A 13,769-nucleotide genomic window follows, 5' to 3' on the forward strand; every position below is an offset into this window, starting at 1 on the left:
TATGCAAGAAGTGTTTTTACACCATGTTTGGCGATTTCAGAAATTTGCCTCTCTTCAGCTTTTTACCAGTAACCACGAATCTATCCAAGTCCTGAAAGTAGGAACATACAATACCCATGCAGGGGCAGACTTCCAAGATGCTCATATTATTATTGGCGATGTAGAATGGGTTGGCAGTGTCGAAATACACCTCAAAGCCTCAGACTGGGAACAGCACGCTCATCAGCACGATACGGCGTACCAAAATGTGATTTTACATTTTGTTTGGGACAACGACCGCCTTATTCTGAGAAAAGACGGAACACCGATTCCTACGTTGGTTGGCAAAGATATTATTGCTCAAGGGTTATGGCACAAATACCAACAGCTTTTCCAAAGCTCGCATTCAATGCCATGTGTCGAAAGTTTTGGGCAGGTAGAACGCATCAAAAAATTGATGATGCTCGACAAAGCCTTGATGAATCGATTAGAACGAAAAGCCCAAGATATACTGCAATTATTGTCCGAAAAGAAACTCGACTGGGAAGAAGTGGCGTATTTGTCGTTGGCCAAAAACTTTGGTTTCCATGTCAATGCCGAGCCATTTATGCGTTTGGCAAAATACTTACCTATTAAAATTATCCAAAAACACCGAAATAGCCTTTTCCAAATAGAGGCTCTTATTTTTGGAATAGCAGGCTTTTTAGAAGAAGAGCCTATTGATGAATATCAAAAAAAACTAAAAAGTGAATTTAAGTTTTTAGCCCAAAAATATCAATTAGAACAGGGCGTTATCAAGCAACACGAATGGAAGTTTATGCGAATGCGACCTGCCAATTTTCCAACGGTTCGGCTGGCTCAGTTTGCTACCTTATTATATCACAATATCAACCTGTTTTCTTTATTTATTCATTTTGAAGAAAAGAAAACCCTTATCCATCTCCTAAAAATCGAACAATCTGGTTATTGGCGAACACACTATGTTTTTGGAAAAACAGCCACTACGCAAGTACCTACACTGGGGCTTAGCTCTATCGAAAATATGCTTATCAATACCATTGTGCCTTTGATGGCCAGTTATGCAACTTATCGAAAAGAGGCTGATTTTATGGATAAAGCCATAACGCTTTTGGAAAGTATGAGTGCTGAAACAAATACTATCATAACCCATTGGCAGCGTATAGGTTTACCAATACAAACAGCCTTCGATTCGCAAGGGGCCATAGAATGGTACAATAATTATTGCTCTGCCCAAAAGTGTTTGGAATGTCACGTTGGCTTGGCTATTTTAAAGGAATAGCTATGTCAAATCTGAGAAGATTTGTACACAACGTTTCGGATAAGGCTATCGAGCTGTTCGGCACTTTCACGAATCATCATGACGAAGTTATGGGCATTTTCAGAAATACCTTCTCGTTCAAGCAACATCACCAAACCTAAAATATTGGTAAGTGGGTGCCGAATAATATGCGACTGCGTAAAAGATATTTCTTTGAGCTTCCTATTTTGCTCTAAAATAATTTGTTCTTTTTCCTTGATAGCAGAAATATCCTGAATAATAGATACGATATAGCTATTGCCTGATTTATCGTAAAAAATTCGTCTGTGTAAAAGAACCGAAATGGTGTGTCCATCTTTATGAAGACATCTTTTTTCAAATGGACCAAAAACACCTTTCTTTTTTAGTGTTTCTAAATGCTCTTCTATGGTTGCTATTTCGTTTTGAGGTGTTAAAACTCGGTAGTTCAATTGAAGAATTTCATCGTTTGAGTATCCTATTATGTTAGCGAATGCTTGATTAACCTCAAAAAACTGCCCATCCATGGTATTTAGTGCAATACCAACTGGCGACAATTCAAAGATATTACTATACTTTTCTTGATTTTCGAGCAGCATTTTTGAAATAACATTAGTCTTTATCGCTAGCTCTTCGGTATGCGTAATATCATGACCAATACAAAGGATTTCAGAAGGGTTGCCTGTTTCGTCTAATTGTAATGAAAACTCCCATTGGGTCGAAATAAATTTTTTATTCAAATAAGGTTTTCTCAGAACCACAGGGATTGGCTTAGTAGGCTGCTCAAAGCATTTTTCAACGGCATCTCGGCATTTTTGATGGTCTTCTATGCACACCGTGTCGAGGCTTGGAATACCTACTAAAGGATGACCAAGATAACCGAATTTCGCCTGGAATGCACTTGATGCAAAAGTGATGATACCTTCTAAATTGATGGTAACAACATAAACAAACTGAGAGTCGAGCAAACTCTGAGGAATATTGGGCATATAATTTTTAGTAAGGATATGAAAAGAGTAAATAGATATTTGTCAGCTTGGCCAAATCCTACGGGTTAGTAAATAAATATCTGATAGTTGGTAAGATATATTTTTATATTGGCGGTATTTTACTAATAATAAATGGATTATTAATTACTTTATGATGGTATTGTGAATCTAGCTAAAGCTATATTTTGCTCAAAAAAGCATCAATTTAACCAAAACTACTCAGCTTATAAATAATGCTATTCAGTAGTTAGCGAATCATTGAAAAGCTTCAGTATTGGCCTTATTCTACATTTGTAAAGAGGCATAACGTCATTTTAACCAATATCTACTGCTAACTAAGATTCGTTGATTTCAAATTGTTTAGGGATTTTCAGTTCTTTGGCATAAAATGCAGAGGCATATTGATGTAGGTAGGTAAGAAGAGTATTGAGGTCTTCGTAAAAATCAAATTGGATGTCGGGGTGTAGCTTAACTACCTTTTTGAGGAGTATTTCGGTTCGTTTAGCAACATAGAGAGCCAACGAATCGGACTTAGATGTGTATTTTTCGATCCATTTAAGCTGTTTTTCAAAACATTCTTTGAGTAGTTTTAGGGGCAACTCTACCTCGCCATATTTATCTTTGGTGATTTTGAAGTGTTTGGTGATCTGAGCATTAATTTCTCGCATATCCATCATCAAATAGCCTGATGAATAGGCACTTAAACTATAAAGACGGTCGATATTTTTTCGTATTTCTTCTCTTCTCGACTCAGTGGTTGATTGTGCTTCTAGTAATTCAAATTCTAATCGTTGTATTAGGATGTCGTCTTTGGCAACAAGGCGAAGTAATAATTTGTCTTTTTCTTTTTGAGACATTTCAAGGATAGCTCCCTGTAAGGCTTTTTCAATTTTGGCCATGCTACTGGTTATGCTTTTAAGATATAATTGGATGATTAGATATATATTGAAACCTATATTTGTAACAAAGTTACAGATATACTTGTTTTAAATATATGGAATGGATTGATAAAAATAAGGGTATCTTAATAGCGATAGGAGTTATTTCGCTTTGGGGAAGCAGTTTATGGTATTTATTAAACAGCACAGTGTCGTTTTCAGACCCTTGGCTATATGTATTTATACTATTACAAACACACTTGTATACAGGCGTTTTTATTACGGCACACGATTCAATTCATGGGGTTGTTGCTCCTCAATATCCTAAGCTCAATTATTTTGTAGGCTGGCTTTGTGCCACATTATTTGCTTTTAATAATTTTAAAAAGCTGAGTCAAAAACACCATTTACACCATCGTCATGTAGTATCCGACGACGACCCTGACTATTTTAATGGAAATTTCTTTCGTTGGTATCTCAAATTTGCCCTAGAATATGTAACCATTTGGCAAATTGTACTCATGGCCGTTACTTATAATGTATTGAAATTGGTGTTTCCGATGTGGAATCTGATTCTATTTTGGGAAATACCCGCTATTTTGAGTACGCTTCAATTATTTTATTTTGGTACTTATTTACCTCATCGTGGCGAGCATCCTACCGACGACAAATTCAAATCTCGTAGTCAAAAGCTAAATCACTGGGCAGCTTTTTTGAGTTGCTATTTCTTTGGATATCACCACGAACATCACGCATATCCCTATTTGCCTTGGTGGAAACTCGCCAAAGCAAAAGAACAAACTGAGCATATTGGTAAAAGTACAGGTTTTTGAAGGATATGTATCTGATTGTCAGGTGGTTGATTAGTAGGGTGGCTTTGTACGAAGACAGAGGAGGAGAGATGCTAGGGTGGAAACCTTAGAAACACTGATACTGTGTGATGATTTACAATCGAGACCTCTTGTTATTGGGATTTAAGAAGTAGATCCTTTTGTGTTTTTCTGAATAGGGTACGACTTAAGTCACACCCTATTCAGAAAATACACAAAAGATAGGCTTTTATTGACTATTAATCAAAAAATTCGGGATGACTCATATTAATATTGAAACTTTTGTGATGATGCTATTAAAGGCTAAGCAATTATAATTTACTTAGTTCTTTCTATGGTAAACTGCACCAAACCAGCCAACGACTGGCGATAAGGAGAGTTGGGGAAGCTGTCTAAAATAGCCAAAGCCTCTTTCACGATATTCTGCATCACCTCAGTAGCATATTGCAAGCCTCCCGATTTTTTAACAAAATCAATTACTTCAGCTACTTTTTTAGGGTTTTCCGACTCATTTTTAATCATATTGATAATCTTCCGTTTGGTATTCCAGCCAGCCTGATTAAGGGCATAAATCAGCGGAAGCGTCATTTTTTTCTCTTTGATGTCTATTCCCAAAGGTTTGCCGATTTCGGCATCACCGTAGTCAAATAAATCATCTTTTATTTGAAATGCTATTCCTACTTTTTCGCCAAAAAGACGAGCTTTTTCTACGGTTTCGGCATCGGCTCCAGCCGACGACACACCCGTGGCACAACAAGCCGCAATAAGAGTAGCAGTTTTTTGACGAATTATTTCAAAATATACATCTTCGGTAATATCGAGCCTACGAGCTTTTTCGATTTGTAATAACTCTCCTTCCGACATCTCACGCACGGCTGTAGATACAATTTTGAGCTGTTCAAAATCACCGTGGTCGATAGACAGTAATAGTCCTTTCGATAACAAATAATCGCCAACCAATACTGCAATTTTATTTTTCCAGAGGGCATTTACCGAAAAGAAACCTCGGCGATAATTAGAGTCATCAACAACGTCGTCGTGGACAAGAGTAGCAGTATGAAGGAGTTCGATAAGGGCAGCTCCACGATACGTTTTTTCCGTAATTTCGCCATAAACACCTGCCGAAAGAAAGACAAACATAGGCCGTAATTGCTTACCTTTTCGCTGGACAATATAATTCATAATAGTGTCCAGTAGCATTACTTTGGTTTTCATGAATTGCCGAAACTTTCCCTCAAAGGCCTCCATCTCAGCGGATATTGGAGCTTGTATTTCTTTAATTGATAGAGACATTGTATATAATTGCTTCGTGCCGATTATTTTCTTTGAGAATGCTTAAAAACAAAACCTTGTTTTGTGCATAAAAATCCGAAGTCTAAGCACCTTTCTAAATTTGAACGCAAATTACTTTATTTAAAGAAAAAACAGGTAACTTACTCTAACTTTATAACACAAAAAACATATTTTAGTTTGAGCTATAAGTAAAGAGTTCAGGAATTGACAACATACAAAACTAATCTCGGAGTAAATGAGTAGAATATTGGTGCTGGCAGGTGGGTCTGTAAAGGGGGCTTACCAAACAGGTGTTATCAGGAGTATTTTTGAGGCTGGGTTTCGTCCTGATGCTATTTATGGGATTTCGGCAGGAAGCATGAATGCCTCGTATTTAGTCGATAATTTTGGGCGACAGTTTTTAGAAACAGGCGTGATTGATTTTGTACAAACATCTTTAGATTTATGCGACTTTTGGCGTAACAATATCATTAACCCCGAATCGTTGGCTTTGCGGCGTGGTACTTACGAGCTTGGTTTGAGTGCTATTCGCCGCAATTTTGAAGGATTATTGGACACCACACCACTACGAGAAATCTTGGTCAACAACATTTTTATGCGAAACCTCAATTCTAGTCCGATAGGGCTAAAGGTTGGGGCTGTCGATATTATCAATGGCAATATTGTATATGCCGACCCATCTTACGAGCATTTTTTAGACTATGTAATGGCATCATCGGCTATTCCGATTTTGATGCCTGTAGTGAATATTGGTGAGCATAAAAAAATGGCTTTTCTGGATGGCGGTATGCGAGACGTAGCTCCTGTAAAGCGGGCTATTCAAGACGGTGCCGACGAAATTATTTGTGTGGCCTGCCACACCCGCAATATTGATGGAGGGTATTTTCCTTATGGTAATTTGCTAGCTTTGGTCGACAGAGTAATGGATATTGCTGTAAATGAATGTCTTAATGCCGACTTGGACTGGGCCGAATTCAGAAATGAATGCTTGCCCGACGATGGGTCTGAAGCTGTAACGGGTATTTTGAAAGGACAAAAAAGAATTAAGTTAAAAATTATCCGTCCGCATCAGCCACTCAATATAGATATTCAATCGTTTGATAAGGACGATATAGAGCGATTAATATTATTGGGGTATCAGCAGGGGCGAGACGAAATGAGGCATTACTAAGGGGCAGAGTTCACTTATTGAGAAATTTTACATTAGCTGACAAATAAACCTGCCAGCTAATGCGAAAATAACTTCATTATTAAACCGACATAATATCTTTTTCTTTATCGGCAAAAATACTGTCAACTTTTACGATATAGCTATCGGTAAGTTTCTGGACGCGTTCTTCGCCAGCTTTTACGGCATCTTCTGAAACACCATCATTTTTCAATTTTCTGATAGAATCATTAGCTTCTTGGCGTACCTTTCTTACGTTTACTTTTGCTACTTCAATTTCAGCTTTAGCTTTTTTTACTAATTCCTTTCTACGCTCTTCGGTAGTAGGAGGAATATTCAACCGAATTACCTCGCCGTCGTTCATTGGTGCAAGCCCAATATTTGAATTACGGATGGCTTTTTCAACCTCAGGAATCATTTTTCTTTCAAAAGGTTTTACCACAATGGTACGAGCTTCAGGAACGGTAATAGAAGCAGCACCTGTTAGCGGAGTCATCATTCCATAATAATCAACCTGAATACCATCTAACATTGCTGGAGTAGCCTTGCCTGCACGTATTTTAGATAACTCGATGGTTAGGTGCTTCAGTGCCCCATCCATAGTTTCTTTAGCAGCATCGATATAAAATTCTATTTCTTCCATTTGTGTAATGAGTGAGTTTTGAATTCAAAATATGGGTATGTGAAGTCAAAAAAAATCGGATAGCAACAAAGAGGTAAAAACGTCTTTGTGCAATCCGAAATTCACATTTCCTTGATTAACTAATCAGGGTTCCTACGTCTTCACCTTGTACAATCTGCGAAAGATTACCGGGCTTGTTCATATCGAATACGATAATAGGAACTTTATTTTCTTGACAAAGTGTGAAGGCTGTGGCATCCATAATTTTCAAGCCTTTGTTCAATGCTTCGCTGAAAGATAAAGTTGAATAACGTGTTGCTGTTGGGTCTTTTTCTGGGTCGGCGGTATAAACACCGTCTACGCGTGTTCCTTTCAGTACTACGTCTGCTTCAATTTCGATAGCTCTTAGGGCAGCAGCCGAATCGGTTGTAAAATAAGGGTTACCAGTACCAGCACTCAAAATAATAATACGACCTTTTTCGAGGTGTCTGATAGCACGACGACGAATCATTGGCTCGCATACTGCCTCGATTTTGATAGCTGTCATAAGGCGAGTAAACATACCATGTTTTTCGAGCGAAGCCTGAATAGCCATACCGTTAATTACAGTAGCTAGCATACCCATGTAATCGCCTTGAACACGGTCGATACCAACCTTTGCGGCACTTGCTCCACGAAAAATGTTACCACCTCCGATAACAATGGCAACTTCAATGCCTAAATCGTGGATTTTTTTAATTTCTTGGGCGTACTGCTCCAAAATAGAAGGTTCGAGCACTTCGCCATCAGAACTGAGGGCTTCACCTGAGAGTTTAAGAAGAATTCTTTTGTACTTGGGTTTGTCCATGAGAATTTTTTTTTTCGGTCGCAAAGATAAAGAAAGTTTTTTAGTTTGGAATATTTACCTGTTTTGAAGTTTTACAAAATAGGATAATTTCCTGCCAACACTATGCTTAAAAACTAACTTAGGAGATGGTATATCCACAAAAATAGCCCAATAAATAAAAATTTAGTTGGGCTAGTTAATATTTAGCTATGGATATTATTAAACGGTCATTTTTGGGTTATTCCAAGTATAGTCACTTACCAGAAAAGTATTATTCAAATTCAATCATCACTTGGTTTTTGTCAACATTCTCTTTGGCATTTACCTTGATAGCTTTCACTTTGGCATCGCCTTGGGCTTTAAGAACGTTCTCCATTTTCATGGCTTCCAGAATCAATAAGGTATCACCTTTTTTGATAATATCTCCTACCGAAACCTTGATGTCTACTACCAAGCCTGGCATTGGTGCTTTTAGGTCATTTACTTTTTTGGCTGTTGCGTTACCCATGCCCAGTTGGTCAAGCAAAATATCGAATCGGTCTTTTACCGCTATCGAATATACATTATTATTGATTTTGATTAAAAATGCTTTCGATTGGTAATCGGCCTCTAATACTTCGGCATTGTACGAGCGATTGTTGTAAAGAATATGAAATTGTCCGTTGCTGGCCACTGCAATATCCCAATTGAAATTTTGGCCATTGATAGTGGTTTCCGACGAAGCTTGTTGAATATCGAAAGTTTTATTATTGACACTGGCTTTTAACATGGCTGCTTGTATTTTGTTTTGTTATGAACTTTTATTGACCAAATATACACCAACTAAAATAATTGACATACCTAAATAATGCTCAATAAGTATAGCTTCGCCATCTAATACTCCCCAAATGATGGCTACAATCGGAATTAGGTAAGTAACCGAGCTGGCTAGTACTGCTGAAGTAAGCTGAATAAGCTTGTTGAACAACACCATAGCAATAGCCGAACCCATTACGCCCAACAGTACAGCATACGATAAGGCTTCTAAAGCATCGGGCTTTTGGAGTTTATTGATAAATTCACCTGAAAACAGTACCACACCAGCTATAGGGCCTACTGTCATAAAAATACAACTTGTAATTAGAAACGAGTCGATGCTAAGGTTGGTAAGATATTTTTTGGTGAGATTGAGGTTGATCCCATAACACACCGTAGCCAATACCACCACTAGGGCGTATGCATTGAGGCTAAAGCCGTTTTTCCCAGCCAAAACAAGTAATAATGCTCCAATAAAGCCTAAGAAAATACCAATGGCTTGTCGTTGTGAGATTTTATTATGAAAAAACAATGCTCCTATAATTAGCGTAAATAGGGGAGTCGTAGAATTTAAGGCCCCCGAAATACCACTGGCCAGCTTTGAACCTGCCAATGAGAATAAAAATGCAGGGAATAAATTACCCAAACAACCCACTAGCAAAAAATGAAACCATTTTTGAAATGGTATTTTTTGGAGATTATACAAGAAGAATGGTAAGAAAAAACAAAAAGCCGAGAAGATACGCAAAGAACCTACTTCTGAAGGACTAAATACCATTAAACTCTTTTTGACTAAGATAAAAGAGCTTCCCCAGATGAGTGCTAATAGCCCAAGTAATAGCCAAGCAATAAGTGGTTTTGATGGAGTGATACTTTTGGGGGTTGCAGCGGTAGAGTGTTTTGTCATTATAATGAAGTTGAAAAGCTAAAAGAACGAATATATACTTTTTTAACACACCGATGTAGCCTAAAGTTCAGTATACGTTACTAATAAAAGAGGAGGCAAAGGAATAGATAGAAACCTCTTTATAAAGATGTTTTGAAAAACAACAGAGAACCTACAAAGGTATATCTCTAAAATTTGGGGCATCGAGTATTTCTATGTTTGGGGCTAAACAATTTTGTGCCAGAACCTATACAACTTGTCATACCAAATTGTACAAAAGCACTGTTATTGTGTGAGGAAGAGCTAGACCCGATTTCTGCATGAATACCAAAACAGGGGTGAAGCATAATCCGCATACCAACCAATGCTCCAAGAGCGAGTTGGGCATTTCCCTGAAAAGAATCTATTCCCATAAAGCCAGCAAGATAAGGGTCGATATTACCAGATGAAATATTATTGATAGTGCCAAAATGCTGATAACCCCTTACCGAAAAATGATTATAATTGCTAAATTCTGTAACAAAACGACTGAAGTGAATACCTAGTCCATAGAATTCGCTTTGAGGAAGGCGTTTTTCTAGGCTTATACTCGTAGACTTTGGGTGGGAGTCTAGTACACGAAAAGCTTTTTCTCTGCTGAGGTCTCTGCCCGACGAAAAACTAAGGTATATGGGCTTGAGTCCTTGGGCATACGTCAACAAGGGCATACTCATAAATACAAGAAATATGATAATTCCTGCTTTCACTACAACTACTTAGTTTAGGACAATCTTTTTGTGCTATTGCTACAACATTTTACAAAAACACAAAAGGCAACATTATTGTTGTACAATAACCTTGCCTTTTATAGTATGTAGGATAATTTTTTGAAGAAAATCCTATAAAATAAAAAATAACACTTATGCAAAAGAGGGTTCAGCTTGTAGATAAAACTGATGAACATCTGCTAAAATTTCAAGAATATCATCGTAGCTCGACGACGTAACCAAACGCATCCTAAATTCTTTAAAATGTGGTATTCCTTTGAAATAATTGGCATAATGACGACGCATCTCTACAATACCAACATGATTCCCTTTCCATTGAATACTAAAGTCAAGGTGTTTTTTACAAACATCTATTCTATCCTGAATTGTTGGTGCTGCCAAATGTTCGCCAGTTTGGAGGAAATGTTTGATTTCGTTGAAAATCCACGGATAGCCGATAGATGCCCTACCAATCATGATACCATCAACACCATAGCGATTTTTATATTCTAAGGCCTTTTGTGGAGAATCAATATCGCCATTGCCAAAAATAGGTATTTTGATACGAGGATTATTTTTTATTTTAGCAATTAAAGTCCAGTCGGCTTCGCCTTTATACATTTGTACACGGGTACGTCCATGAACCGTTAAAGCCTCAATACCAATATCTTGAAGGCGTTCGGCTACTTCTTCAATATTTTTGGTAGACTCGTCCCAGCCCAAGCGTGTTTTTACTGTAACAGGCAAGTGCGTCGATTCTACGACGGCTTTGGTCATGGCTACCATTTTAGGAATATCCTGCAACAACGCTGCTCCCGCACCTTTGCAGGCTACTTGTTTTACGGGGCAGCCATAGTTGATATCAATCAAATCTGGATTGGCTTTGGTGGCAATTTCGCCACAGGCTCGCATGGTTTCAATATCTGACCCAAAAAGTTGAATACCAATAGGGCGTTCATATTCAAAAATATCAAGTTTTTGAATAGATTTGGCCGCATCACGAATGAGTCCTTCCGACGAAATAAACTCGGTGTACATCAAATCAGCACCGTTGGCTTTGCATACGGCACGAAACGGAGGGTCTGAAACGTCCTCCATAGGAGCTAATAAAAGAGGAAAGTCTCCTAATTCTATATTTTTTATCTTTACCATAATATATTCTCAATGAATGCGGTAGGCTTAGTATTATTTTCCTACAACAAACAATCAGTTAGAATCATCAAACTCACGATTTTTGCTGTAAATTTACAACCAATATGGCACAATTTGATACATTTTCGAGACAAACTGAAAAACCGCTATTTGCTAAGTTTTTGATATTGCTGGGTTTAACCCTCGTTTTTTTGGCAATAGGGTCGTCTATTGGCTTGGTGGTTTTTACTTCAATGACAGGAATTCCGATTGATAAGTTCCCCGAATTTCAAAGTAATCCTACCCAAAATCCTAATGCTTGGTATGGTATGATGGTGCTACAAATGCTAGCAACGCCTTTACCTTTTATTGGGGCTGCTCTATTTTATTGGAAATATGTCGAGAAAAGTAATATTCAGTCGTTACAAATAAAAGGTTTTGCTAGCGATGCCTTGTTGGCGGTAATACTATTGGTTATAGGCTTTATGCCTTTCGATAGTTTGTTTATAGAATGGAACAAAAATATTCACTTGCCCGAAGCCCTGCACGGAATAGAAACTTGGATGCAAAAAAGTGAAGAAGCTGCCAAAGAGTTAACCTTGTTTTTAACTAAATTCAATTCTTTGTCACAATTTATCGTAGCTATTTTGGTAGTAGCTGTGGCGGCGGCTATTAGCGAAGAGTTGCTGTTTAGGGGTGTTTTGCAGAATATTATTTTAAAAAAATGGAATAACCCTCATTTAGCTGTCTGGATTGCCGCTTTTGCATTTAGCTTTATTCATTTTCAATTTTATGGCTTTGTTCCTCGTATGTTGTTGGGGGCTATTTTTGGGTATTTATATATTTGGAGCAACAACCTTGGTGTAGCTATGTTTGCTCATTTTGTGAATAATGGTTTTACGTTATTAATGGCGTATCTTCACCAAATAGGCATTGTCGAAACCGATATTGTTGAAACCGAATCTGTACCTTGGAGCGGGATATTAATTTCGTTTGTATTAAGTTTGTTTTTGTTAAGATGGTTTTATTTGCGTCGAAATACTTGAGTTAATGATAGGATATGAATGATTGGAAAAAAATTTATGAGTCGGATAATCCTTTTAAAACGGATTTGGCCAAGGCTTATTTAGTAGACGAACACCAAATCGAGGCGATAGTAGTAAACAAAAGGGATAGCTCTTATTTGATGGGACTTTGCGAACTTTATGTACCCGCCACAATGGCAACACTGGCCAAGTTTCTGCTCGAAAACGAAGGAGGATTTAAACAATTATGAGGTACACAGGCTCTTTTGCATAGAAATATATGTGAAAGTATTTTGTTAATGTTTAGCGATTTGTGCTTGGTGGTATTGGGTTGTTTTTGCAAACCTCATAATCATAAATAGAACAATAGGTAATTAATAATTATAAACCAGAATGAAGGAAAAATTACAAGGGATGTCTAACCTGCAACAGCGGGTAATTGCGGCGGTGGTAGCTATACCATTTCTATTATTTTGTATTATTTATAGTGATTGGACATTTTATGGCCTCTTTGCACTTATTTCTGTGTTGGCACAATTAGAGTTTTATAAATTGTTGGGGCTAGATGGCAACGAGCCTTTAACCTATTATGGTACATTTTGTGGATTTGTGTTGGTAACAGTTACGTTTTTGATTGAAAAAGGAATTGTTCCTTACGAAGATTATTATGTGTTGTCGCCTTTAATGGCTTTGATATTTTTTATCAAACTTTATAAAGCCGACGACGAAAAACCTTTCAAAAATATTGCTTATACTTTTTTAGGGGTGATTTATGTGGCTTTGCCTTTTGCCTTGATTATTATTTTGGCATTTTTAACACCCGATTATCGTTTTAGCTGGCAACGTCCTTTGGGCTGTTTGTTTTTGTTGTGGGCTAGCGACACAGGGGCGTATTTTGCAGGAACAAAATTTGGGAAAACGAAGCTATTTGAACGAGTTTCTCCAAAAAAATCGTGGGAGGGTAGCGTTGGTGGCTTTTTGGCAGCTATGGGGGTAGCCTCTATTTTAGCTCATTATTTCAACGACCTACAGGATTGGCAGTGGTATATTTGTGGAGCTATTATTGTAGTAGCTGGTACGTATGGCGACTTGGTGGAGTCGTTGTTCAAGAGGAGTATCAAAATAAAAGACTCAGCGTCGACTATTCCTGGGCATGGGGGCTTTCTCGACCGTTTTGATGGCCTTTTGTTGTCTGTACCATTTATTATTACGTTTTTAAAACTTTTTTAAGATAGAATTGTATATATTAGAAAAGTTAAAAACTGTTAAACCTCACATATATTCGAGTGTCCAAATCATTAAAA

15 protein-coding genes are annotated in these 13,769 nt (G+C 37.5%); 6 read left to right on the top strand and 9 right to left on the bottom strand.

Translation table 11 applies throughout. The features are described from left to right. The first annotated feature begins 1 nt into the window (after nucleotide 1). Nucleotides 2-1,279: a DUF2851 family protein gene (locus tag FLEMA_RS0104005; protein ID WP_026994351.1), complete on the top strand. Its 1,278-nt coding sequence runs from the start codon at nucleotides 2-4 to the stop codon at nucleotides 1,277-1,279. A gap of 5 nt (nucleotides 1,280-1,284) precedes the next feature. On the opposite strand, the gene FLEMA_RS0104010 is transcribed toward FLEMA_RS0104005, so the two are convergent. Next, nucleotides 1,285-2,265 carry a PAS domain S-box protein gene (locus FLEMA_RS0104010; protein ID WP_026994352.1) on the bottom strand — a complete coding sequence of 327 codons (981 nt, stop codon included), beginning with the start codon at nucleotides 2,263-2,265 and terminating at the stop codon, nucleotides 1,285-1,287. Nucleotides 2,266-2,600: 335 nt separating this feature from the next. Next, on the bottom strand, nucleotides 2,601-3,164 hold the full coding sequence (locus FLEMA_RS0104015; protein ID WP_026994353.1) for a hypothetical protein: 564 nt from the start codon (nucleotides 3,162-3,164) through the stop codon (nucleotides 2,601-2,603). 95 nt (nucleotides 3,165-3,259) lie between these two features. On the opposite strand from FLEMA_RS0104015, the gene FLEMA_RS0104020 reads away from it, so the two are divergent. Continuing rightward, nucleotides 3,260-3,976 carry a fatty acid desaturase gene (locus FLEMA_RS0104020; protein ID WP_026994354.1) on the top strand — a complete coding sequence of 239 codons (717 nt, stop codon included), beginning with the start codon at nucleotides 3,260-3,262 and terminating at the stop codon, nucleotides 3,974-3,976. 315 nt (nucleotides 3,977-4,291) lie between these two features. Here FLEMA_RS0104020 and FLEMA_RS0104025 read toward each other — a convergent pair whose 3' ends face one another. Then, nucleotides 4,292-5,266, bottom strand: a complete 975-nt coding sequence (locus FLEMA_RS0104025; RefSeq protein WP_026994355.1) for a polyprenyl synthetase family protein — start codon at nucleotides 5,264-5,266, stop codon at nucleotides 4,292-4,294. Nucleotides 5,267-5,501: 235 nt separating this feature from the next. Here FLEMA_RS0104025 and FLEMA_RS67430 point away from each other — a divergent pair, with 235 nt between their 5' ends. Continuing rightward, nucleotides 5,502-6,437: a patatin-like phospholipase family protein gene (locus tag FLEMA_RS67430; protein WP_044170765.1), complete on the top strand. Its 936-nt coding sequence runs from the start codon at nucleotides 5,502-5,504 to the stop codon at nucleotides 6,435-6,437. 79 nt (nucleotides 6,438-6,516) lie between these two features. Here the strand turns inward: FLEMA_RS67430 and frr are convergent, their stop codons facing one another. From frr to dusB, 6 genes are all read right to left on the bottom strand, one after another. Then, a complete protein-coding gene (gene frr / locus FLEMA_RS0104035; protein WP_026994356.1) occupies nucleotides 6,517-7,077 on the bottom strand; it encodes a ribosome recycling factor in 561 nt (186 codons plus the stop codon). A 115-nt stretch (nucleotides 7,078-7,192) separates the two neighbouring features. After that, nucleotides 7,193-7,903: a UMP kinase gene (gene pyrH, locus FLEMA_RS0104040; protein ID WP_026994357.1), complete on the bottom strand. Its 711-nt coding sequence runs from the start codon at nucleotides 7,901-7,903 to the stop codon at nucleotides 7,193-7,195. 250 nt (nucleotides 7,904-8,153) lie between these two features. Further along, entirely contained in the window at nucleotides 8,154-8,651 is a 498-nt protein-coding gene (locus tag FLEMA_RS0104045) for an acyl-CoA carboxylase biotin carboxyl carrier protein subunit (protein ID WP_026994358.1), read from the bottom strand. Nucleotides 8,652-8,672: 21 nt separating this feature from the next. Beyond that, entirely contained in the window at nucleotides 8,673-9,584 is a 912-nt protein-coding gene (locus tag FLEMA_RS0104050) for a DMT family transporter (protein ID WP_026994359.1), read from the bottom strand. 167 nt (nucleotides 9,585-9,751) lie between these two features. Next, the gene (locus FLEMA_RS0104055) at nucleotides 9,752-10,309 is read right to left on the bottom strand and encodes a hypothetical protein (RefSeq protein ID WP_026994360.1); all 558 of its coding nucleotides are present in this window, start codon (nucleotides 10,307-10,309) and stop codon (nucleotides 9,752-9,754) included. A gap of 153 nt (nucleotides 10,310-10,462) precedes the next feature. Continuing rightward, nucleotides 10,463-11,461 carry a tRNA dihydrouridine synthase DusB gene (gene dusB, locus FLEMA_RS0104060; protein ID WP_026994361.1) on the bottom strand — a complete coding sequence of 333 codons (999 nt, stop codon included), beginning with the start codon at nucleotides 11,459-11,461 and terminating at the stop codon, nucleotides 10,463-10,465. Nucleotides 11,462-11,565: 104 nt separating this feature from the next. Between dusB and FLEMA_RS0104065 the strand changes: the two genes are divergently transcribed. The 3 genes from FLEMA_RS0104065 (at nucleotide 11,566) to FLEMA_RS0104075 (ending at nucleotide 13,695) form a co-directional block, all read left to right on the top strand. Then, nucleotides 11,566-12,486: a CPBP family intramembrane glutamic endopeptidase gene (locus FLEMA_RS0104065; protein WP_026994362.1), complete on the top strand. Its 921-nt coding sequence runs from the start codon at nucleotides 11,566-11,568 to the stop codon at nucleotides 12,484-12,486. Between the two features lie 14 nt (nucleotides 12,487-12,500). Further along, nucleotides 12,501-12,716, top strand: coding sequence for a hypothetical protein (locus FLEMA_RS0104070; RefSeq protein WP_026994363.1), 216 nt, complete (start codon nucleotides 12,501-12,503; stop codon nucleotides 12,714-12,716). Nucleotides 12,717-12,858: 142 nt separating this feature from the next. Continuing rightward, nucleotides 12,859-13,695 (top strand): phosphatidate cytidylyltransferase, encoded by an 837-nt coding sequence (locus FLEMA_RS0104075; protein WP_026994364.1) that lies wholly within the window; start codon nucleotides 12,859-12,861, stop codon nucleotides 13,693-13,695. Nucleotides 13,696-13,769: the final 74 nt, after the last annotated feature.

Source organism: Flectobacillus major DSM 103, from assembly GCF_000427405.1.
In the GTDB taxonomy this organism is placed as follows: Bacteria; Bacteroidota; Bacteroidia; order Cytophagales; family Spirosomataceae; genus Flectobacillus; species Flectobacillus major.

Bases quoted from the DNA above. Each gene is read 5' to 3' on its own strand.
- FLEMA_RS0104005 (WP_026994351.1), top strand. From the start codon at position 2: ATGCAAGAAGTGTTTTTACACCATGTTTGGCGATTTCAGAAATTTGCC.
- FLEMA_RS0104010 (WP_026994352.1), bottom strand. From the start codon at position 2,265: ATGCCCAATATTCCTCAGAGTTTGCTCGACTCTCAGTTTGTTTATGTT.
- FLEMA_RS0104015 (WP_026994353.1), bottom strand. From the start codon at position 3,164: ATGGCCAAAATTGAAAAAGCCTTACAGGGAGCTATCCTTGAAATGTCT.
- FLEMA_RS0104020 (WP_026994354.1), top strand. From the start codon at position 3,260: ATGGAATGGATTGATAAAAATAAGGGTATCTTAATAGCGATAGGAGTT.
- FLEMA_RS0104025 (WP_026994355.1), bottom strand. From the start codon at position 5,266: ATGTCTCTATCAATTAAAGAAATACAAGCTCCAATATCCGCTGAGATG.
- FLEMA_RS67430 (WP_044170765.1), top strand. From the start codon at position 5,502: ATGAGTAGAATATTGGTGCTGGCAGGTGGGTCTGTAAAGGGGGCTTAC.
- frr (WP_026994356.1), bottom strand. From the start codon at position 7,077: ATGGAAGAAATAGAATTTTATATCGATGCTGCTAAAGAAACTATGGAT.
- pyrH (WP_026994357.1), bottom strand. From the start codon at position 7,903: ATGGACAAACCCAAGTACAAAAGAATTCTTCTTAAACTCTCAGGTGAA.
- FLEMA_RS0104045 (WP_026994358.1), bottom strand. From the start codon at position 8,651: ATGTTAAAAGCCAGTGTCAATAATAAAACTTTCGATATTCAACAAGCT.
- FLEMA_RS0104050 (WP_026994359.1), bottom strand. From the start codon at position 9,584: ATGACAAAACACTCTACCGCTGCAACCCCCAAAAGTATCACTCCATCA.
- dusB (WP_026994361.1), bottom strand. From the start codon at position 11,461: ATGGTAAAGATAAAAAATATAGAATTAGGAGACTTTCCTCTTTTATTA.
- FLEMA_RS0104065 (WP_026994362.1), top strand. From the start codon at position 11,566: ATGGCACAATTTGATACATTTTCGAGACAAACTGAAAAACCGCTATTT.
- FLEMA_RS0104070 (WP_026994363.1), top strand. From the start codon at position 12,501: ATGAATGATTGGAAAAAAATTTATGAGTCGGATAATCCTTTTAAAACG.
- FLEMA_RS0104075 (WP_026994364.1), top strand. From the start codon at position 12,859: ATGAAGGAAAAATTACAAGGGATGTCTAACCTGCAACAGCGGGTAATT.